The organism is Anabaena sp. FACHB-1391, assembly GCF_014696755.1.
Lineage (GTDB): Bacteria > Cyanobacteriota > Cyanobacteriia > Cyanobacteriales > Nostocaceae > Dolichospermum > Dolichospermum planctonicum.
Genome location: NZ_JACJQS010000001.1, coordinates 53,070 through 74,644, shown reverse-complemented (window position 1 = coordinate 74,644; position 21,575 = coordinate 53,070). Strand labels below are relative to the sequence as shown.

The 21,575-nt window shown below is 38.4% G+C and carries 18 protein-coding genes and 1 pseudogene; 7 read left to right on the top strand and 12 right to left on the bottom strand.

What is annotated here, in order from left to right:
* Window positions 1-58: 58 nt before the first annotated feature.
* Window positions 59-1,207, bottom strand: coding sequence for a DegT/DnrJ/EryC1/StrS family aminotransferase (locus H6F62_RS00405; RefSeq protein ID WP_190371067.1), 1,149 nt, complete (start codon window positions 1,205-1,207; stop codon window positions 59-61).
* Window positions 1,208-1,317: 110 nt separating this feature from the next.
* On the opposite strand from H6F62_RS00405, the gene fetB reads away from it, so the two are divergent.
* Window positions 1,318-2,094 carry an iron export ABC transporter permease subunit FetB gene (fetB, locus tag H6F62_RS00400; RefSeq protein ID WP_190371066.1) on the top strand — a complete coding sequence of 259 codons (777 nt, stop codon included), beginning with the start codon at window positions 1,318-1,320 and terminating at the stop codon, window positions 2,092-2,094.
* 596 nt (window positions 2,095-2,690) lie between these two features.
* Here the strand turns inward: fetB and aroA are convergent.
* A complete protein-coding gene (gene aroA / locus H6F62_RS00395) occupies window positions 2,691-4,040 on the bottom strand; it encodes a 3-phosphoshikimate 1-carboxyvinyltransferase (protein ID WP_190371065.1) in 1,350 nt (449 codons plus the stop codon).
* Between the two features lie 303 nt (window positions 4,041-4,343).
* Window positions 4,344-4,982 (bottom strand): IS607 family transposase, encoded by a 639-nt coding sequence (locus H6F62_RS00390; protein WP_137906434.1) that lies wholly within the window; start codon window positions 4,980-4,982, stop codon window positions 4,344-4,346.
* 216 nt (window positions 4,983-5,198) lie between these two features.
* Between H6F62_RS00390 and H6F62_RS00385 the strand changes: the two genes are divergently transcribed.
* Both H6F62_RS00385 and H6F62_RS00380 read left to right on the top strand, forming a co-directional pair.
* Window positions 5,199-6,812 (top strand): ABC transporter substrate-binding protein, encoded by a 1,614-nt coding sequence (locus H6F62_RS00385; protein ID WP_190371064.1) that lies wholly within the window; start codon window positions 5,199-5,201, stop codon window positions 6,810-6,812.
* A gap of 318 nt (window positions 6,813-7,130) precedes the next feature.
* Window positions 7,131-8,156, top strand: coding sequence for an ABC transporter permease (locus tag H6F62_RS00380; protein WP_137906432.1), 1,026 nt, complete (start codon window positions 7,131-7,133; stop codon window positions 8,154-8,156).
* 327 nt (window positions 8,157-8,483) lie between these two features.
* On the opposite strand, the gene H6F62_RS00375 is transcribed toward H6F62_RS00380, so the two are convergent.
* From H6F62_RS00375 to H6F62_RS00365, 3 genes are all read right to left on the bottom strand, one after another.
* Window positions 8,484-11,552 carry a type ISP restriction/modification enzyme gene (locus tag H6F62_RS00375; RefSeq protein WP_190371063.1) on the bottom strand — a complete coding sequence of 1,023 codons (3,069 nt, stop codon included), beginning with the start codon at window positions 11,550-11,552 and terminating at the stop codon, window positions 8,484-8,486.
* A 478-nt stretch (window positions 11,553-12,030) separates the two neighbouring features.
* Window positions 12,031-13,227: a site-2 protease family protein gene (locus H6F62_RS00370; RefSeq protein ID WP_190371062.1), complete on the bottom strand. Its 1,197-nt coding sequence runs from the start codon at window positions 13,225-13,227 to the stop codon at window positions 12,031-12,033.
* A gap of 413 nt (window positions 13,228-13,640) precedes the next feature.
* Window positions 13,641-13,889: a photosystem I reaction center subunit PsaK gene (locus tag H6F62_RS00365; protein WP_137906429.1), complete on the bottom strand. Its 249-nt coding sequence runs from the start codon at window positions 13,887-13,889 to the stop codon at window positions 13,641-13,643.
* 144 nt (window positions 13,890-14,033) lie between these two features.
* Between H6F62_RS00365 and H6F62_RS00360 the strand changes: the two genes are divergently transcribed.
* On the top strand, window positions 14,034-14,684 hold the full coding sequence (locus H6F62_RS00360) for a phosphoribosylanthranilate isomerase (protein WP_190371061.1): 651 nt from the start codon (window positions 14,034-14,036) through the stop codon (window positions 14,682-14,684).
* Window positions 14,685-14,743: 59 nt separating this feature from the next.
* On the opposite strand, the gene folE is transcribed toward H6F62_RS00360, so the two are convergent.
* From folE to H6F62_RS00335, 5 genes and pseudogenes are all read right to left on the bottom strand, one after another.
* Window positions 14,744-15,451 (bottom strand): GTP cyclohydrolase I FolE, encoded by a 708-nt coding sequence (gene folE / locus H6F62_RS00355; RefSeq protein ID WP_137906427.1) that lies wholly within the window; start codon window positions 15,449-15,451, stop codon window positions 14,744-14,746.
* 186 nt (window positions 15,452-15,637) lie between these two features.
* Window positions 15,638-15,787, bottom strand: a pseudogene (locus tag H6F62_RS00350) (SDR family NAD(P)-dependent oxidoreductase); the annotation flags it as partial.
* 346 nt (window positions 15,788-16,133) lie between these two features.
* Entirely contained in the window at window positions 16,134-17,114 is a 981-nt protein-coding gene (locus H6F62_RS00345; RefSeq protein ID WP_137906426.1) for an acetyl-CoA carboxylase carboxyltransferase subunit alpha, read from the bottom strand.
* Between the two features lie 180 nt (window positions 17,115-17,294).
* A complete protein-coding gene (locus H6F62_RS00340) occupies window positions 17,295-18,314 on the bottom strand; it encodes a long-chain acyl-[acyl-carrier-protein] reductase (RefSeq protein WP_137906532.1) in 1,020 nt (339 codons plus the stop codon).
* A 94-nt stretch (window positions 18,315-18,408) separates the two neighbouring features.
* Window positions 18,409-19,128, bottom strand: a complete 720-nt coding sequence (locus tag H6F62_RS00335; protein WP_190371060.1) for an aldehyde oxygenase (deformylating) — start codon at window positions 19,126-19,128, stop codon at window positions 18,409-18,411.
* Window positions 19,129-19,238: 110 nt separating this feature from the next.
* On the opposite strand from H6F62_RS00335, the gene H6F62_RS00330 reads away from it, so the two are divergent.
* The 3 genes from H6F62_RS00330 (at window position 19,239) to H6F62_RS00320 (ending at window position 20,362) form a co-directional block, all read left to right on the top strand.
* On the top strand, window positions 19,239-19,454 hold the full coding sequence (locus H6F62_RS00330; protein ID WP_137906424.1) for a hypothetical protein: 216 nt from the start codon (window positions 19,239-19,241) through the stop codon (window positions 19,452-19,454).
* 296 nt (window positions 19,455-19,750) lie between these two features.
* Window positions 19,751-20,014, top strand: coding sequence for a transporter suffix domain-containing protein (locus tag H6F62_RS00325; protein WP_190371059.1), 264 nt, complete (start codon window positions 19,751-19,753; stop codon window positions 20,012-20,014).
* Between the two features lie 45 nt (window positions 20,015-20,059).
* A complete protein-coding gene (locus H6F62_RS00320; protein ID WP_190371058.1) occupies window positions 20,060-20,362 on the top strand; it encodes a 4a-hydroxytetrahydrobiopterin dehydratase in 303 nt (100 codons plus the stop codon).
* Window positions 20,363-20,389: 27 nt separating this feature from the next.
* On the opposite strand, the gene H6F62_RS00315 is transcribed toward H6F62_RS00320, so the two are convergent.
* The gene (locus H6F62_RS00315) at window positions 20,390-21,421 is read right to left on the bottom strand and encodes a hypothetical protein (protein ID WP_137906422.1); all 1,032 of its coding nucleotides are present in this window, start codon (window positions 21,419-21,421) and stop codon (window positions 20,390-20,392) included.
* Between the last annotated feature and the right edge of the window lie 154 nt (window positions 21,422-21,575).

Here is a 21,575-nt window from a genome sequence, read left to right as displayed (position 1 = left end):
GAGTCAGGAGTCAGGAGAATAAGGAAATTTCTCCCCTACTCCCATGTTCCCCGATAATTCAAGACAAACAAGATTTTAAGGTATCAATGACTTTATCTTGTTGTTCTTGGTCTAATTCGGGGAACATGGGTAAAGATAAAACTTCATGACAAACTTGTTCTGATACTGGCAATTGTCCGGGTTGATAACCTAAATTTTTATACACTGGCTGCAAATGTATGGGTAAGGGATAGTAAATCATAGAATTAACACCCTGTTCCTGCATTTGATTTTTCACCCAATCTCGATATTTACCACTTCCACCATTGCGTTCTACTCCAGATACCCGAATTGTATATTGATTCCAGACACTAACCCCTCCAGGAGATTCTTGGGGGGCTGTGATACCAGGAACTAGACTCAGGTGTTGATAATAATAATCAGCAATTTCCTTGCGTCTGTGATTCCAAATATCGAGATAGCGCAGTTTGATTTGCAGAATTACCGCTTGAATAGCATCTAAACGACTATTGACACCGATTTCTTCATGAATATATCTCACTTTACTACCATGTTCTCGCAAAACTCGTAATTGAGTAGCGATCGCTGGATCATTTGTGATTATTGCCCCACCATCGCCACAACCGCCCAGATTTTTAGTAGGGTAGAAACTGAAGCAACCAATATGGCCAATACTACCAACTTTTTGATTTTCCCAACTTGCACCAGTAGCTTGAGCGCAATCTTCAATTACTGCTAAATTATAGGATTGGGCAATTGCCATTAATCCTGTCATTTCTACAGGCAGTCCAAACAAATGTACTGGTATAATCCCTTTAGTTTTTGGTGTAATTGCTGCTTTTAGTTTCTCTACATCTAAATTAAACGTAGTGGCATCAATATCTACAAATACTGGTATTGCTCCTACAGCACTGATAACTTCTGTGGTAGCAAAAAAAGTAAACGGTGTAGTAATAACTTCATCACCTGCACCAATGCCTAAAGCCCGTAATGCTAAAAATAGAGCATCAGTACCAGAGTTACAAGCTACGCATTCACTGACACCATGATAAGCTGCAAACTGTTGTTCAAAATCTGTAACCGCTGGACCACCAATATAACGGCCAGAAGCCAGAACCCCTAAGACAGCAGCACTTACCTCAGTTTTAATGGTGGCATATTGTTGTTTAATATCAAAGGCGGGAATGGAATTTACACTTTTAATCATGAGTTTTTATTTTATTTGCGGACTTTGTTTGTGTATGCGATTTTTAATCGTCAGAACTGGTTACAGCTATAAGTTTGTCAAGTTTTCATTGGTTAAGAGGTACAGAAACTATGCCAGAGCTAATTAAACTGGATATGGTAGATTTGGCTTTAGCTATGGGCTTAATGGCCATTGCCATTGGTATATCGGCCTGGGAACAATTAGGGCTAGAATTAAATTTAAGTGTGGCTACTGGTAGAACTATCCTCCAACTCCTTGTACTGGGTTACATTTTTGACTTTATTTTTGCCCTGAATAATGTTTGGGCAGTAGTAGGGATTTTAGCAATAATTCTCACCATTACTGCAATTATTACTCGTAATCGCATCGGCCGAAACATCCCCCAGGTGTTACCTTTGGTTTGGATAGCAATTTTTGTGAGTACGGCGTTAACATTGCTTTACACTAACTTTTTAATTATTCAACCAGATAAATGGTATGAACCCCGCTATTTGATTCCTTTAGCTGGGATATTGTTGGGTAATGCTATGAATGCTGCCGTAGTAGCGGGGGAGCGTTTGGTTACTACCATCAATCAATTTCCTACGGAAATAGAAACCCATTTAAGCTTAGGTGCAACTCCCGAACAGGCTATTAAACCCTACCGCAAAGAAGCTATTCGCGCCGCATTTATGCCGACTTTAAACCAAATGATGTTAATTGGTATGGTGACAATACCAACCTTCACCAACGGACAATTATTAGCCGGTGTCACACCTCTAGAGGCTGTATCCTACGAAATTTTAATTATTTTTATGGTAGCTGTCACAAACTTATTCACAACCATTTTAATTACTAAAGGCCTATGTCGGCAATTTTTTAATTCAGCAATGCAGTTAGTTAGGTAATGGATAATTAGGAATTACGCAATTGTGACACTAAAAAATCTGTTGTCAGGTGCGTCAGATATCAACAATTTGGTTATTTACAGCAGTTCCCGATCTTATGAAGTACAGATATTAATAATAAAACTCTTGTGGTGCGGGCATACTTCGACCAAACTCAGTACAAGTCTTGCCCGCACAAGGTGTACCTCACTCAAAGCTACTTGCTGTAAGTAAGTGAACGGAAAAAAACCGACATAAGTAACGAAAAGTAACGAAAAGTAAAGTTACCTGTAACCTGTTACCTGTTACCTGTTACCTGTAACCTGTTACCTGTTACCTGTTACCTGTAACCTGTTACCTGTAACCTGTTACCTGTTACCTGTTACCTGTAACCTGTTACCTGTTACCTGTTACCTGTTACCTGTTACCTGTTACCTGTTACCTGTTACCTGTTACCTGTTACCTGTTACCTGTTACCTGTTACCTGTTACCTGTTACCTGTTACCTGTTCCCTGTAACCTGTTCCCTGTTCCCTGTAACCTGTAACCTGTTACCTGTTACCTGTAACCTGTAACCTGTTACCTGTTACCTGTACCCTTTACCCTGTCCCTAAAAAATTATTGACAAATTTCCCTAAGTGTGCTGGTGAAATTGGGATAAGATATAGCCGCTGCTTCAGCGCGGTAAATAGTAGTTTTACCAGTAGCATTGAGAGCAGCTATACTCAAACTCATGGCAATACGATGATCTGTATGACTATCTACTTCAGCACCTATTAAGGGAGTACCACCAATAATTTCCATACCATCAGGTAACTCAGTAACTTTTGCACCCATTTTATTGAGTTGTTGTGCCATCACCGTAATGCGATCGCTCTCTTTAACTCGTAACTCCTCCGCATCTCTAATAATTGTTGTGCCTTGGGCAAAAACTGCTGCCACTGCTAAAATCGGAATTTCATCAATTAATCTGGGAATAATATCACCAGCAATGGTACAGCTTTTTAAACCACCGGAACGGACGCGGATATCAGCTACCGGTTCTCCTGCGACTTCCCGCTGATTTTCTAGTTGAATATCTGCTCCCATGAGTTCCAAGGCTTCTAAAATACCGGTGCGGGTGGGATTCACACCGACATTTTCCACTACCAGATTTGAACCAGGAACTATCGCACCCGCAACTAACCAAAAAGCCGCTGAACTGATATCACCAGGTACAATTACCTTTTGTCCATAAAGTTTCGCTCCACCAGTGATAGTAACGCTATTGCTGTCTGGATCTATACTTAATTCCGCTCCATAAGCTCTTAACATCCGTTCACTGTGATCTCGTGATAAAGCCGGCTCTGTGACAGTAGTTTTTCCCTCAGTGTTTAAACCAGCCAGGAGGATACAGGATTTCACTTGAGCCGAAGCAATGGGAGAATGATAATGAATCGGTTGTAAGGCTTGTCCTTGAATGGCTAGGGGTGCTAAAGTATTTCCTTTACGTCCCCAAATTTGCGCCCCCATTTGTTGTAGCGGTTTGACGACACGGGACATGGGACGCGATCGCAAAGAACTGTCGCCTGTGACTGTAAAAAAACGTCCTGGATGGGATGCTAATAATCCCAACATCAACCTCATGGTTGTTCCAGAGTTACCAGCATCTAAGACATCTATAGGTTCTTGGAAATTGCCCAAACCGATGCCTTTAACTGTGACTAATTCTGTATTTAATTCCGAAATTTCCGCACCTAAAGCCCGAAAACAGGCGGCTGTACTGCGGGGATCTTCCCCTAAAAGTAGCCCTTGAATTTGAGTTTCACCGTAAGCGATCGCACCTAACATTAAAGCTCGATGGGAAATAGATTTATCTCCAGGTACACGGATAATTCCCTGGAGAGATAGGCCAGCTAGGGGTGGCTGAATAATTAAGTGATCAGAAGAGTTTGCTTGAGTTTCTAAAGTAATCACAACAGCCGACATCAGGATATAATGGCTTTAAAATAGATATAAAAGCTCAAGAGCAACTTGATTAATTGTCACTATAGGCTTTCAATTTAGGATTTTACCGTCTTTTGGTAACTATTGCCGGCGTTGCATAATTGAACTATGTGAATTAAGTAGGTGGGCGTTAAAAATTGTCGTTGGGGCAAGGGAACAGGTGACAGGTGCTACGCCACGGGGACAGGGAACTCTTAACTGGAAAGATGCTTCGCCGTGAGCGTCAGCCGAACGGTTTTGGACAACTTTACTTTTCGTTACTTATGTCGGTTTTTTTCCGTTCACCTACTTATATTCTTGGACAGCTTGAGAAACTTTGTCCAGTAGTTTCTTGTTCTTATCACTTTGCGAACCGTACAGTCTTGCAGAAAAAACAGTAATTAGTTCAATCATATCTGTTACCAATTCTTGCTCACAAGTAGTCTCTTCGATTGATTTATTGATAATTACAACTTGAGTTTCAAATTCTTCGCACATTGTAAAGACAATCTCAGATCCGAATCTAAGCAATCTATCTTTGTGAGTCAATACCAACCGACCAACATCACCTTGCATAATGCGTTTTAGTAGTTTCTGAAGTCCTTTTTTATTGTAATTAAGTCCCGATCCTAAATCAGATATGGTTTCAAATTGCCACCCGTTAGCACTGCTAAAAGCCTCTAGTACCTGTCTTTGTCTCGTTAAATCTTCTTTCTGGTCATTACTAGAAACTCGTGCATAATTAATAGTTATGCGGTCTTCTAGTTGATTAAAATCCCTTGGTGTAATTCTTGTTATGTCTGCTAAATAAAAACGTCTATGTCCACTTGGGCTACGCTCAAATCTCAATTTGCCAGCGTCAGCCCATCTTCGCACTGTTTTAACTGAAACGCCAAGTTTTTTAGCGGCATCTCCTATAGAAATTATCTTATGAGAGTCTTCCATAATTTGTCTATAATTAGGACTACTCCCAATATATAGACTTTACGCTAGTTTTGTCCAGACTTGGGTACAAATTATCTGGCTGTTTGTACTCCTTGAATTTTTCTCTCTCATTGCAGAAGGCAAAATTACTTTATATGGTACAATGACTGACTGCTAATTGAAAAGATTTTGACCATGATAACTTGGTGTTCTCTGTTAATACAACGGTGGGGTAGGATGACAAAATTCCTATCCTTATTCTGTTTATGTCTATTCTTGGTTGTTAGTTGTACTCCTAAACAACAAACAAATACACCATCATCTAGTATTGTTAATACTCCTGTAGGTGATGGTCGGATCACTATAGGAACAACGGCAAAACCAAGAACTCTTGATCCCGCTGATGCGTATGAATTATCATCCTTGAGTTTAATATTTAATATGAGCGATCGCTTATATAAGTATGAACCAGGTAGTACAGAGATTAAACCAGAATTAGCCACAGCATTACCTAAAGTTAGCGCTGATGGTTTAACTTATACTATTCCTATTCGCAAAGAGGTAGTATTTCATGATGATACTCCATTCAATGCCAAAGCAATGGAGTTTAGTATTCAACGTTTCATTGAAAATAAAGGTAAACCGTCCTTTTTATTATCTGATACCATAGCTTCAGTGAAAGCCACAGGAGAATATGAATTAACAATTAAACTCAAAAAACCCTTTGCAGCTTTTCCTTCCTTGTTAGCATTTTCTGGAGTTTGTGCAGTTTCACCAAAATCCTATGAAATTGGGCCTGGGAAATTTCAACCCAATACCTTTGTAGGGACTGGTGCTTATAAATTAGCTAACTATGGAACTGATTCTTTAAGATTTGATATCTTTGATAAATATTGGGGAACAAAACCCGAAAATAAAGGTGTAAATGTCCAAATTCAAACCAGTCCAGTTAACCTATTTAATGCTTTTAAAACTGGTGCGGTAGACGTGGCTTACCTATCCTTACAACCAGACCAAATTCAGAGCTTAGAAGCAAGTGCTAAAAAAGGAGATTGGCAAGCAATTACCGCTCAAGGTAGTGTAGTTAGTTATATGGTGTTAAATCGTAATCAAAAACCTTTAGATAAAATAGAAGTGAGAAAAGCGATCGCATCATTAATTGATCGACCATTATTAAATAATCGGGTATTATTTTCCCAAGCTGATCCCCTTTATAGCATGATTCCCACAACCTTCAACGTTTCCCAACCATTATTTAAAGACAAATATGGTGATGGTAACTTTGAACAAGCCAAAAAATCCTTAATTGCGGCGGGTTTTTCCAAAGAAAATCCTGCTAAAGTCCAAGTTTGGTATCCCGCAAGTTCACCCACTCGCGGTTTAACTGCACAAACCCTAAAATCCCTGGCGGATACTAAAATGGATGGTATATTACAATTAGAAATTCAAAATGTAGAAGGCGCTACCTTCTTTAAAGAAATTTCCAAAGGTTCATATCCAGTCGCTTTACTTGATTGGTATCCAGACTTTTTAGATCCAGATAACTATGTACAGCCATTTTTAGCCTGTGAAAAAGGTTCAGTTACTAAAGGTTGTGAAATCGGTGGTAGTCAATCTCAGGGTTCATTCTATTATAGTGAAACCATGAATAAACTCATAGATCAACAACGCAAAGAACAAAATCCCCAAGCCCGGAAAAAAATATTTACTGACATTCAAACCCAAGTTTTAACTGATCTTCCTTATATACCCTTATGGCAAAATAAAGATTATGTATTTGCTCAAAAAGGCGTAAATAACGTTAAACTTGATCCCACCCAAAACCTGATTTATCAAACAATTAAAAAGTAGTTGTTCTCGTTCCCCGACTCCGGCTGAAAAAGCCATTTAAAAGCCATTTTAAGGCTCTGTCTCTTGTTAATTATATGATACAGCAGTTCCCAGTATTATGAAGTACAGATATTAATGATAAAACTCTTGTGGTGCGGGCATACTTCGACCAAACTCAGTACAAGTCTTGCCCGCATAAAGTGTATCTCACTCAAGCTGAACTTGCTGTAATATGTATAATATGATGCAGAGCCTCAAAACTGCATTCCTTGTCAGAGACCAGGAACGAGGTTTTTATGAATTTTGAAATTTTAATTAATGAATTTTTAATTAATAAATATGTCGCGTTCCAAAGCATTACAATATTACATAGTTTCTCGGTTACTATTTGCGCCATTGCAACTATTAACTATTATTACCATTGTCTTTCTTTTATTAAGAGCCACACCAGGAGATCCTGCTGATGCAATTTTAGGAGGAAGAGCGCCAGAAAGCGCGAAAGAAGAACTAAGAAAACAACTTGGTTTAGACCTACCAATTTGGTTACAATATCTCAATTATTTAGGTAACTTACTTCACTTTGATTTAGGAACTTCCTTAACCAGTCGCGGCCAAAATGTTGGCGAAATCATCGGTCAATATTTCCCAGCCACCCTAGAATTAGCCTTTGCTAGTATGGCCGTAGCCTTAATTGTCGGCGTTTTAGTTGGTACTATTTCCGCTTCCCGTCCGGGAACTATTTTTGATGTTAGCGGGCGTTTATTTGGGATTATTACTTATGCACTACCCATGTTTTGGGCGGGTATGTTATTACAATTAATTTTCTCAGTTCAACTCGGTTGGTTTCCCAATTCTAATCGCTTTCCCCCTAACCTTCCCGCACCCACAAATATCACTGGCTTATATACAATTGATAGTTTATTAAGTGGGAATTTAAGTCAATTTTTCATATCTTTACATCATTTAGCCTTACCAAGTTTAACTTTAGGAATTTTACTCAGTGGAATTTTTGAGCGCATTGTCAGAGTTAATTTAAAACAAACATTAAAAGCTGATTATGTAGAAGCCGCTAGAGCGCGGGGAATCTCTGAAAATAAGATTTTAGTCTCCCACGCCTTAAAGAATGCCTTAATCCCCGTAATAACCGTCCTAGGATTAACATTTGCTTCCTTATTAGGTGGAGCAATCTTAACAGAAGTCACATTTTCCTGGCCAGGTTTAGCAAATCGCTTATATCAAGCCATTTCTGACCGTGATTATCCCACAGTTCAAGGTGTGTTAGTATTTTTTGGTGCAATTGTTGTCACTGCGAGTATTTTAATTGATATTCTCAATGCTTATGTAGATCCGAGAATTAGATATTAATGAATATTAAGTAGGTTAGCATTAAAAATTGTCGTTATGACAAGGGAACAGGTAACAGGTAACAGGTAACAGGTAACAGGGTACAGGGTACAGGGAACAGGTAACAGGGAACAGGTAACAGGGTACAGGTAACAGGGTACAGGGTACAGGGTACAGGGTACAGGGTACAGGGTACAGGGTACAGGGTACAGGGTACAGGGTACAGTTTGGATATCCTCAATTTTCCAAATCCGACCAAGAAAAAGGCAATTCATTATTATCTGCGTTTATTTGCGTTCATCTGCGTTTAATTTTTGATATTTCATCCTGTACATCTTTTAATCCTGGTTATCCTGATTCAGACATTTCTCTAATTATTTTCATCGTTTCCACACTCACGGTACAAACTCTCATTAATAAATCTATTACCTGTTCTTTATAATCTGCGAAACGATAGGTATTGAATTTTTCCGCAATGGTGGGATCTTTTGGTTTTTTCTCTTTATATTGATCTAAAATCCATTCTAAAGCACTACGATTACCTAACATATATTCCCACGCGATTTTAGGAATGTTTGATAATGTGGTGACATCATCTAAGATGATACTATCTTTGGTTTTGTCTGCTTTCAATTTAACTTTAATAGTTTTCTGACGTTCCCTGAGCGAAGTCGAAGGGGTGTCTTTTAAGGGAATATCAAGACGGGTTAGGTTATAAGGTGTGACTGTTTCATAGTTAATATGAATTTCCATGAGTTGTTTTCCCCAATTAACCCATTTTCGGAAGTTTTCATAATAGGGTAAGCGGGGAAAGTCGCGTTTTAAGTTGAGTTCGTATTTGGTGCGATAAGCTGGGTTATGTAGGACTGCGTAGGTATAATGAAAGATGTCTATTTTGGTAATTGTTTCATCTTGGTAATGGGTTTGAATTTGTTTTAGTCCCCAGTCGGTTATGTTATCAATGCGTTTTCCTTCTTTGTCGTAAGTATATAATGCAAAACAACTAGATCCTCTTGCACAAAAATTCAAATCACATAAAGTATTAATAGCTAAAACAAGAATATCAGTCTGTTCATTATTCGCAAAACAAATAACATGATTGTTAGAACTTTTTTTAGGGAAAAATAAATGCTGTGAACCTTTTATATCAATGGGAATATAACTAAAATAGATATATCTCTTTACGAAAGGTCTATAATGGGATTCTCTTAAATCTTCTTGATTAAAAATATCTGTTTTTTCTTTTCTTAATTTATCTCTTTTTATCATTTTACTCCATTTAATTAAATTTCTTTCACTAAGAAATTTATCTAAAACAGGATTAGATTCTTGCTTTATATCTTGATATTTGTTATCTTTTTTATATTGAATCCATCTTTGAACCTCATAATTATATTCATCAATAAAGAATATACTTTTATTTTCTAAATTCTCTAAATCAGTATCATATACCCATTCATCTCTATTAGTAGCGACTCCATTAGAACATACCTCAAAAATAGATTTATTCTTTTTATCAGCTATAGAAATTAGATCATCAAAATCATTATCAGTTAAATCAATCCAGTTATTTTGATGATCAGGTTTAATATGTTCAAAAGCAAAACAATCAAATTTAGTTTTTCCTAAAAAATCAAGTTTTTCTTGTGCTGAATTAAAATTTTCAGTATTACAATACATAATTTTGCAAGGTAGCTTATTTTTGGATTTTATTTTAATCATAAAGGTAATAGCAACGCCAGTAATAATGTTAAAAACATTACCTGTTGTATCACCTTCTCTAATATCTCCACCTAAGTCTATTATATAAATATAATCAAATTCGTTGATTAAACTTTTTCTAAACCCATCAAAGCCTTTTGCATTAATGAAAGATGAATTAGTAATAAAAGCAATAATTCCATTATCTCCTAGTCTATCAGTAGCCCATCTAAAAAAACGAGAATACATATCATAAACTTTAGTTTTTTGTGCTGTACTTTCCTTAACATAAGTAGCCTTAATTAACTTATCTATTTCTGAGTATGCACGATTTTTGTTATTATCATTTTCATTCTGTTGATTTGCATTATAAGGAGGATTACCAATAATCACAGAAATAGTTCTATCATTCTGTCTTTTGATTCTCGCAGTATTCTCCACAGTCATAGCAAACAAATCCAATTGCTTACCCTCAAAAGAGGTATTATCCAAAGTATCCACAAAACAAATATTTTCAAACTCCTCATACACCCCCATTTTCTGCTTATAGGTGTATTCAATATTCAAATTCGCAATATAATAAGGTAAAATAGCCACCTCATTACAATGAATCTCATGTTTATATTTGTGCTGTAAACTATGGGTTGGTAAATAATCAATTAACTCCGTAATAAAAGTCCCCGTTCCCGTCGCAGGATCTAAAATCTCTACATCTTTATCTGCTAACAACTTCCCAAAATGTTTATGTACTAAAAAATCTGTACTCTCTATCATAAACCGGACAATTTCATTCGGAGTATAGACAATTCCTAATCTATCCGCAGCTTTGGGATTATAAGCTTTATAAAAGTTCTCATACAATGCTTTGAGAAACTTCTGTTTTTCTTGATGATTAACAATATTAGCCGCAGTGCGTCTAATTACTGCATAATATCTTTCAATACTTCCTAAGGTATTTCTCTTTAAACTTCCAGTAAAAAAGGTGGAAATTACCCCTTGTAATTCCCGCGCAACGTTATTTTCTTGATGAAATTGTGACTCACTAAATATATTGATAAAGATGTCTTCTGTTAAAATATGTTGGATGATCATTTCCTGAATATCTAACAAAGTAATTTCAGGATTTATGGACTTTTGACAAATATTAAAAAACTTATCTCTGGCGTTTTCAAATAATATATTATTACCCTCTTGACATTTTATCAACTTTCTGAGAGAATCTAAGATAATGGGTAAATCCTGCCTAAATGTATCTATTGCTTCCCGAAAGTCCCGCACTTCAGGACGGACATAATTAATAAAGTTATTAATAATACTATCTACCGCGTCAGCATCGCCCATAGTCACGCGCTGGGTTTCTTGTCCAGATTGAATTAAAACCGCAGTTTGAGAGTCTTCAAATAGTATATTACTATCGGGATAACCTTTATTTAATTTTTTTTCTATTTCCTCGTCTAATTTGTCGTATTGGTCTTTACTTTCCCAGTAACCCCAATCTAAACGCAAAGCATCTTTGATTGTCCCGTCGGGATAAACAATTTTCCCGTTTGGTAGTTTGTAATCTAGTTCGGGAATGAGGAGAAAATCACGGGGTTTACAATATTCGTTTAAGAGGTTTTGGAAAGCGACGCGAATGGATGTTTCTTTGCGAGAACCACCATATTGAATGATTTTTTCTACTTCCGCTTGGTATTGAGTAACGAGGAGTCTGGACATAGTTGAAAAATTGATATAGTAAAAATTGATATTGATATAGTCATGGAGTATTTATATTTTAATCATAGCATTTTCTGGTCAGAATCAGGATGTAATTGATCCTAAAAATCCTGAAAATCCTTAAATCCTGGTTATCCTGATGCAGACAATTTCTTTTTTTTATCGAACCACAGAGAACACAGAGAAAATGTCAAAATTATCTGCGTTTATTTGCGTTGATCTGCGTTTAATTTTTGATATTTCATCCTAAAAATCCTTAAATCCTGGTTATCCTGATGCAGACAATTTCTTTTTTTTATCGAACCACAGAGAACACAGAGAACACAGAGAACACAGAGAACAAAGAGAACAAAGAGAACAAAGAGAACAAAGAGAACAAAGAGAAAATTATCTGCGTTTATTTGCGTTGATCTGCGTTTAATTTTTGATATTTCATCCTGAAAATCCTTAAATCCTGGTTATCCTGATGCAGACAATTTCATTTTTCCACAGATTTCGCTATCATCCCTAATTGTAAACCGGGAGGAAAATTACCCTCTTCCTTAATTCTTTTGATTTCCGATGAAGTAATAGGTAAATTTAACCTTTGTGCTAATGCTTGAACAATGTCCCCCCTATCAATAATTCCAGCAACAGTATCAGCAGGAGAAAGAACGGTAATTCGGGGTAACTGTTCAGCTTCCAGTTTATTAATTACCTCCGCTAAAGAAGTAGATTCCACAACAGTTGGAATTGCTGTTAATGGATGAACAATAGTTTGTAAAGTTTGATTTTCCCATTCACTTCTTTCCGTAGTTCGCAAATCATTAATCCCCACCAAACCGCGATAACGACCATCAGCAGCAGCAAAATAAACCTCTGGTACAGTCGTTTCTAAAAGATATAAATCAGCGAATTGTCGCAAAGTTTGATTAGCATCAACAACCCGAAAATTACGAGTCATAGTATCAGCTGCTACTAGTTTTAGTAGCGTTTCCTGTAATGTAGTTAAACGGTCATAACTGTTAGCATTGCGAACCGCAAACCAGCCAATCAAAACCACCCATAAACCCGTGATAAATTCCCCAGTCAAAAAATCAATAATAAACCCTAAAGCGATCGCACTGTAACCTAAAATTTGTCCAGACCTTGCAGCCCAATGTACTGCTTGAAAACGGTTTCCTGTAATTTTCCATAAAGCAGCTTTTAAAACCTGTCCTCCATCCAAAGGTAAACCAGGAATTAAATTAAATAAAGCCACAACCAAGTTAATTCTCGATAAATCTCCCGTCATTTCATTCAGGAGGTTACTATCAGGAATTACAGTCGCTATTAGACCCAGTAGAAAAAATAGAATCACACTTACCGCAGGACCTGCGATCGCTACCTGAAAAGCCAGTCCTGGAGTTTCCGATTCCTCCTCAATGGCCGCAACTCCCCCAAACAAAAATAAAGTAATAGAATTAACTTTAATTCCCTGGGATTGTGCCACCAAACTATGTCCTAATTCATGCAGCAACACGGAAACAAATAACAGCAGTGCCATAATTAAACCAGCACCCCAACCCGCGACAGTCCCCCATTGTTGGTAAGTTAAACCAAAATTGAGAGTTGTTAACCCCAAAATTAGAAACCATAAGGGGTCTAAAAACAAAGGAATGCCAAATAAAGAACCTATTTGCCAATTTGTTTGCATTATTAGATATTTCCAGAAATTTTTTTATAGTCAGAAATGTAAGTATAAGTAGGTGAAAGGAAAAAAACGACATAAGTAACGAAAAGTAAAGTTGCCCAAAACCTCTTCCCAGTTAAGAGTTCCCAGTTAAGAGTTCCCTGTTCCCTGTCCCCGTGGCGTAGCACCTGTTACCTGTTACCTGTCACCTGTTACCTGTTACCTGTTCCCTTGTCATAACGACAATTTTTCACGCCAACCTACTTAACTCTAGGATAGACAATTTCCCGATTTTGATCACTATAGAGAAAGCCATATATCCGTTTCAACCCCCGACTTCTCTGAGAAGTCAGGGAGATCAATATCTTATCTTGTTCAAAAAAGCAACAAGTAAATTCATTACCTATTGCTGATGACAAAAAAGAATATTAATCCAATTACAAACGACCAATGTTAGTCAGTCCTAACACAATACCAATACCAATTACATGACCAAAAGCCATTGCCCCAATGAATCCTGGTACACTTACAGGTAATATAGGCATCCCAGGTCCAACTTTAGCAGATTTCAGTGCAAAAGTGAATAAAAGCACAACTGCGCTGCTGGCGCTGATAATGATGCCTACTGTAGGACTCCACACCGGTGTAACAGGAACAGATGCTGCGGCTAATAAGATTGATGACATGAAGGTGTGTTCTCCTCAATGAAAAAATGAATATTACAGAATTATAAAATTACATCAGACAAAGCAAAACTTTTTAAGTTAAATTAATATACATTTGTGATTATTTGTAACTTTTCAGATATTAAGCCTTTGCTTCACTATTAAATGCGTGTTAAAATTTGCGGCATTACTCAACCACAGCAGTCTATAGCCATAGCGTCCCTGGGTGCAACTGCACTAGGATTTATCTGTGTTCCTGATTCTCCTCGTTACGTTACTATAGCTCAAATTCAGACCGCTATTACTCCCATTTCCCAAAATATTGATAAAATCGGCGTTTTTGCCAATACCACTATTTCAGAAATTAGTCAAGTAGTTACGGAGTCTGGTTTGACTGGTGTGCAGTTACATGGAGAAGAAACACCAGAATTTTGCCATCAATTACGTCAATTTCTCCCCCAAGTAGAAATTATCAAAGCTTTCCGAGTCCGCAGTTTAGAGCATCTACAAACCACCAGAAATTACACCGATTATGTAGATACTCTACTACTTGATGCTTACCATCCACAACAACTAGGAGGAACAGGACAAACTTTAGATTGGTATCAGTTAAATCAGGAATTTAGTCCCAGTCTTCCTTGGTTTTTAGCGGGAGGACTCACACCAGATAATATTTTGACTGCGTTAGCGCAGATTAAACCCAATGGTATTGATTTATCCAGTGGTGTCGAACACTCACCAGGTCACAAAAATTTAGCTAAAGTGGCTTTATTGTTTGAAAGGCTTGCTAATTGGCCAGTAGTCAGTAGTCAGTAGTCAGTGGTAATGGGAAAATTTTTGTTACCTATTACCCATTACCCATTACCCATTCTTCACTAAAAGAAGGACGCTTGGTGACGAATCAAGTTGAAAAATTCCTCACGAGTTTTTTGTTCTTCTTGGAATACACCCACCATGGAACTAGTCACTGTCCAAGAACCGGGTTTTTGCACTCCGCGCATCACCATACACATATGACTAGCTTCCATGACCACAGCAACACCTTTGGGTTCGAGAACTGTTTGCAGTGCTTCCGCAATTTGTCGAGTTAGTCTTTCTTGGACTTGCAATCTACGAGAATACATCTCAACAATCCGCGCTAATTTACTTAATCCTACAACCTTTTGATTAGGAATATAGGCAACGTGCGCCCTACCCATAAAAGGTAACATATGATGTTCACACAAGCTAAAGAAGTTAATATCTCTAACCAGTACCATCTCATCATGTCCTTCATCAAATATCGCACCATTGATGAGGTCTTCTAGGGATTCATTGTAGCCACTAGTGAGAAACTTCATAGCTTTAGCTACACGCTTGGGCGTTTTCAGAAGTCCTTCTCGTTCAGGATCTTCCCCTACTCCCACTAGCATTGTCCGTACAGCTGCCATCATTTCATCCATTGTTTCCTCAGATGGTGGATGTATTTCTGCTGCTTTACCACCGTGAGTGTTGCGGTCTGGTCGAACATTGATAGTTTCTGCTAAATCAGGAATCAGGGGAGATTGAAAGCGATTAGAACCGTTTGAACCAGCGATAGTCATGATTAAATTTTAGTAGTTAGTCAGTGGTCAGTGGTCTGTTGTCCGTTGTCTGTTGTCTGTTGTCCGTTGTCAGTTGTCTGTTGTCCGTTGTCAGTTGTCAGTTGTCAGTTGTCAATTATCATTCATAGAGATAAATAACGAAATCACCAATTAGAAAACAGAAGGTTTCACCTTCCACTTTTAATGTGCGGCTTTAGCTACGGACTCTAATTTATCTTGAGAACGGCTGACTAATGCTACATCTATCCCAGCTTTGGCATAAGCTAAAGCTGTTGCTGTCCCAATTCCGCTACTATCCCCAGTCATCAAAGCCCGTCTTTTTTGCTCAAAATTCATGATATTTGCCAACTTTTTGCCAGTGCTGTGAGCCAACAGCTACTTATAAAATCAAGTAAATACAAATGCTTATAGCTGAGAGGATTGTTAAAAATCTTGAAGCAGCCATAGGCAATTATAGCATTACTGTAATTCTATGGGATTGTCTTGAATTTTTTTAGCTTCACCAGCAGCAGCCGCTCATTTACCTATCAGGGAGATAAATAATATTAAGACTTACGCAAATGTCACACTAAAAAATCTGTTGTAGGGTACGTCAAATATCAACAGCACCCTACCAATGTCCCAGTTGCCTAAGTCCTGGTTATGTTATGCGGCTGATCACCTTGGGATAGCTGTAAGTATTTCACTGAGCAAGTTCTGTAAAAACACCAATATTACGGAATTTATCATAACGGAGTTGGCGACGTTCAGCGGGGGTGAAACGGTTAAGTTTATCTAAGTTTTCTACCAAGGCTTGTTTCAAATTAGTAGCCGCTGTTAATGGGTCAGAATGTGCGCCACCCAAAGGTTCAGGAATAATTTCATCAATAATTCCCAAATTTTTCAGATCATGGGAGATAATTTTTAAGGCTACCGCTGCTTGAGGGGATTTACTAGCATCTTTCCACAAAATTGCAGCACAAGCTTCCGGGGTAGCAACTGTATAAACTGAGTGTTCAAACATCAGTAAATGATCGCCAACACCAATACCCAACGCCCCACCGGATCCACCTTCACCAATCACTGTACAAATAATGGGTACGTCAAAGCAGAACATTTCCCGCAAGTTATAGGCGATCGCTTCTCCTTGTCCCTGGTGTTCCGCTTCTATGCCCGCCCAAGCCCCAGGAGTATCAATAAAGCTCAAAATTGGCATATTAAACTTATTGGCGTGTTCCATGAGCCGCAGAGCCTTACGGTAGCCTCCAGGCGCAGCCATACCAAAGTTCCGGGCAACGTTATCTTTGGTATCCCGACCTTTTTGATGTCCTAACATCATTACCGGTTGTCCAGCCAAACGGCCGACACCACCCACTAAAGCGGGATCATCTCCGCCACAGCGATCGCCGTGTAACTCCATCCACTCATCACTGATAGACTGAATATAGTCTAAAGTGCTAGGTCGGCGAGGATGACGAGCTACTTGTAGTCGTTGGGATGGTGTCAGACTACTAAAAATCTCCTCCCGCAACTGCATAGCCCGTGCTTCCAGTTGGCGAATTTGTCCGGAAACATCAACACCATTCTCTTCAGCTAGTTGGCGAATTTGCTCAATTCGAGTGGCCAATTCTGCTAAAGGCTTTTCAAAATCTAATAGTAGCGGTTTACGCTCAGTTGTTGCCATATTAAGGGAATAGGGAATAGGGAATAGGGAATAGGGAATAGGGAACTCTTAACAGGGAATAGGGAATAGGGAACAGGGAACTCTTAACAGGGAATAGGAAAACCAGGAGAATATTTATCTTTGCCTCTTGCCTCTTGCCTCTTACCCCTTGCCTCTTGCCTCTTGCCTTTTGCCTTTTGACTAAACTACCAATGGTCTAAAACCGTGTTTGATAGACACTCGACCAATTTGCTCCATTTTGTCTACGGTAATCTGATTACGACCCCAAGAAAAGTTTGTATATAACTTCTCAAATTCCAGTAGCATTGATTCGGCAAAACAAGCAAATAATTGGCGGCCTGGTACATCCATGTTGACAATTTTCATAATTTTCCAGTCAATATCTAGGGAATGCTCCACAATGCCACCATTTAAAACATATACCCCCGGATGCTGGATTTTTGTGCCTAAGTTTTTAGGATAACCACCATCAATTAATAGACAGGGTTGCTTTAATGTGGTTGGATCAATTTCTACGCCTTTGGGCATACTAGCCACCCAGACGACAATATCCGCTTCGGGTAATGCCTCCTGTAACCCCATTATTTTACCCCGTCCTAGTTCTGCTTGTAGTTCTTGCAAACGTTCTTGATTTCTGGCAATTAATAGCAATTCTTGGACATCTGTTTTTTTATCTAACCAGCGGGTTACTGCGCTACCAATATCCCCCGTCGCCCCACACACAGCCACAGTTGCTTGGGATAATTCAATTCCTAGTTTTTGGGATGCTGTTTCTACTTGCTTGCAAATAATGTAAGCTGTATGAGTATTGCCTGTAGTAAAGCGTTCAAACTCTAGATTAATATTGCGAACTTGTTTAAACTGTTCTAAATTAAAGTTTTCAAAGATAATTGAGGAAAATCCCCCCAAAGCTGTAATATCAATGCCATGCTTTTGTGCATGAGCCATAGCGTTGAGGATTTTGCGTGTTGCGGCTTTAATCCGCCTATTAGCCAGCATTTCCGGTAAAAAACAAGATTCTACATACTTTCCTTCTATTTTCTGTCCCGTAATACTGGTGACAGTGATATGATCAACTATTTGTGGCGGGGCGCTACACCAAAAGTCTAGCCCTTGATCGGCATATTCTGGATATCCCAATTCTTGAGCTACTGATTGAGCGTGTTCTAAACTAGTCAGATGTCCAATTAAACCAAACATGGAGTGATATATTAGGCGTGTGCTGTCGTGCAAAACTTGGGAATTATTCAGCAATCCTCCGGGGTAACGAAATTGTCACCCCTATGGTTAGTATTTAAGCAGTTGCGAGTCCGTAAGCAGAAAGACGCATGATGTCACGGGTGGTAAAGCCTATGTTACTTAATGCTTCGCCATATTGAATCATGAAGTCTTCTACTAGAGCGTCTTTTTCCATTGCTAGAACTTTGGCATCGTCTGCTACTTCATTCAGCATTTTCCAGACAATGGGCAGATTTTGACGGTTTGCTTGCTCTAATTCAGCCTTGGATTCTGTAAAGTTTTTTTGCAGCCACACCTCACCAAAGTTAAGATGACTGTATTCTTCTTTGACAACTCCTTCTGTAATTTTCTTGGCAAAGTCGTCAGCCACGGGAATATATATGTTATAGGCTGCGATCGCAAAACATTCAATAATTAAAGATTGAATTAGCAAACAAGTAACTATTTTACCTTCTGCTGCTGCGGTTTGGAAGTTTTTGTGCAATCCTGAGAAAAACTCCTTGGCAAATTCCAGATCTGGAGTTACTTTTAAATTCTTTCCACAGGCTTCAAATCCCTTTTTGTGGCGACTTTCCATTTTTGACAGGCGAATTAATTCCTCTGCTTGTGCCGGTAATAGTTGAGATAATGTTATGTAATTTTCGTGGGCTTCTTGTTCCCCTTCAATGACGATAGCATTAATGCGGCTATAAGCATCTTTATATACTTCACTTTGGAAATCAATTTCTTCACTTTGGACATCAATTTCTTTGACCTGGTCTAAAATCTGCTGCATATTCTGTATTACTCCGTTAACCCTACTCATTGGATACAAAAACTTAACTTGCCCGATAAAATTGGGGATAATGATCACTGTGATTTAATTTAACTTAACAAGGAACTATAGTGATTAGATTAGTTTTTACTGATGTTTTAGTACCAGAAAAACAAATACATGAAGTCATAACCAATGTCCAAGCTAAATTGGAATCTCAAAAATGCCAATTTTTTAAGCCTGTTAGTGGTGCTAACAGGTGTATTTATCGTTTTCCTGCCGCTAATTGTGATTTTCTCCACATTTCTGGGAGTTTAGGTAACAAAAGCAGCGATTTTCCCCAGTAATTGGACTCTAGCCAATTATCGGGCGCTATGGAAAGAAAGTTTTGACTGGCCTTTACTAATTCTACCTTAGTAGCGATCGCAGTTTAAGTTAATTCAGATTTTATAGCCTTTACTATTTCAACTGCGGTGTCAAAATAAGTAATTAAACGCAGATAAACGCAAATATGCGCGGATAAATCTGTATTTCAGCCAAATAGGAATTGACTAATTAGACATCTCCAGATCGGAGTTTTGATAAAAAATAGATTATTCTCTATACTGAGTTAAATATAATTTTATTTAAAAAAACATAAAATATGCAAAATCTAGGTTTAATTTTAATCATTATCTCATTTTCTCCCTGGTTAGCCATCGCTGTCATTGTACCATTTTTACCGATTTCCCTGGCTCAAAAAGCCCTATTAGTACCAGCTTTATTAGTCTTGGCCGAAGTTTTGTTTTGGCCAGGGGTGCTGTTGGTGGGAAAAGAAGTGGTGCAAAAGTATAGCCGTTATTTCAGTTTTCGCTATTTGCGAATATTACTCAAAAGATGGAAGCACAAAAATCGCCGAAGATGGTAATTAGATAGAATAGCGATTGATAAAATCCCTGTGTAGGTTAGGAAAATGACAGCACGAAAATTGAACGAAACTGAACTAACACTAGCTCTCAAGAGTTTACCAGGATGGCAAATCAAAGATGGCAAATTGTACAAAGAATATAAATTTAACTCTTTTGCAACTGCCTTAGGTTGGATGGTTAGTGTCGGTATTTATGCGGAAAAAATGGGACATCACCCGGAATGGTTTAATGTTTACAACACTGTTATAGTTGATCTTACTACCCACGATATTGGTAATGCTATCAGTAATTTAGATGTTGAACTTGCTAAAAAAATGGATGAATTAGCAGCACCGCTGTTACCCTAAATAAGGAGGAATTGGTAACACCCGAAGCTAATTTGTTTCCTGGATTTGTAAGCGGATAGTATGTTCTATTGCGCCGCTTAGTTGCAGTTCCATGATTTCACCACCAAGGGGTTCTATACAAGTGAGGAGCGATCGCAGGTTAGGTGTACTTGCACCCGTATCTACATATAACCTATCCGCTAAATTACCAATTTTTTTCCAAGTCATATACAACTTAGCAATACTTTGTTCGATTTGAGATGCTTGATTTACCAAGTCAGCAGCAATACTTAAACAACCGACTCTTTGGGCTTCTTCTAATGCGGTTTCAATATCTACATCTTCCGCTATTAACGCTTGTACCTGAGCAGCAGATTTGAGATATTTAGCTAATTGACGGGCTTCTGAAGTCGCTTGTTTAACAGTATCAACGTCAGGATTGGCGGCTATATCCCTTTGTAATGCCTTTTGGTGCAGTTCGGGCAGTTTTTCCATTTCCTTGACTAGAGGGGCAATGTAGCGCGGTGGGAGGCTGTTATCGGCGGCTTTTTCCCTGACTTCTTCCGGTAATAAATCGGAAGACATGGCTGTCCATTCGTCACTGAGTTGACGGACCTCTCGACGGGTAATGCGATCGCCTTTTTGTGCCGCTTCACTAACCATCTGTTGTACTTCTGGTACAGCTTTGGCAGTTTCGACAAAAGCCCGTTTACTAAAGTTATTAACTGTGTCCGGGTCGAGTTTGCCATCAGAAATCAGGGTATCAGCACTATTAGCCAATTGAATCCAACTGTAGGCCTGGGTTTTACTGATTTCCCGTTCTTTAAGCCATTTAAGAAAACCTGTACCGCGCCCATCTCCGCCTTTTTTTTCTCTGTCACGGATAGAACGTAAAATCCGGCCTCGCCAAATTTCGGTTTGCAAATCAAAACGATCACATACCTGCCATGCTACATCAAGTTGTTGTAAAAAATCAGACTCAGGAATTTGTTCATCTTCTGGATCGGGTAGTTGAAAATCTAAATCCGCTGGTTGTTGGAGTGCAGCAGCAATGTCATTCATGGAGTCGGTATCTTGCACGATGGATAAGTAGTTGGGGTATGCGACTTGTGCTTATATTCACATAACCTAATATTTATTATTCTGGAAATTGGTGAATAAAGCAAGTTAGTATTTTACTGCAAAAATTTAATTTTAGGGGACTGGGAAAATGAGAAAATGAATAAATAAATAA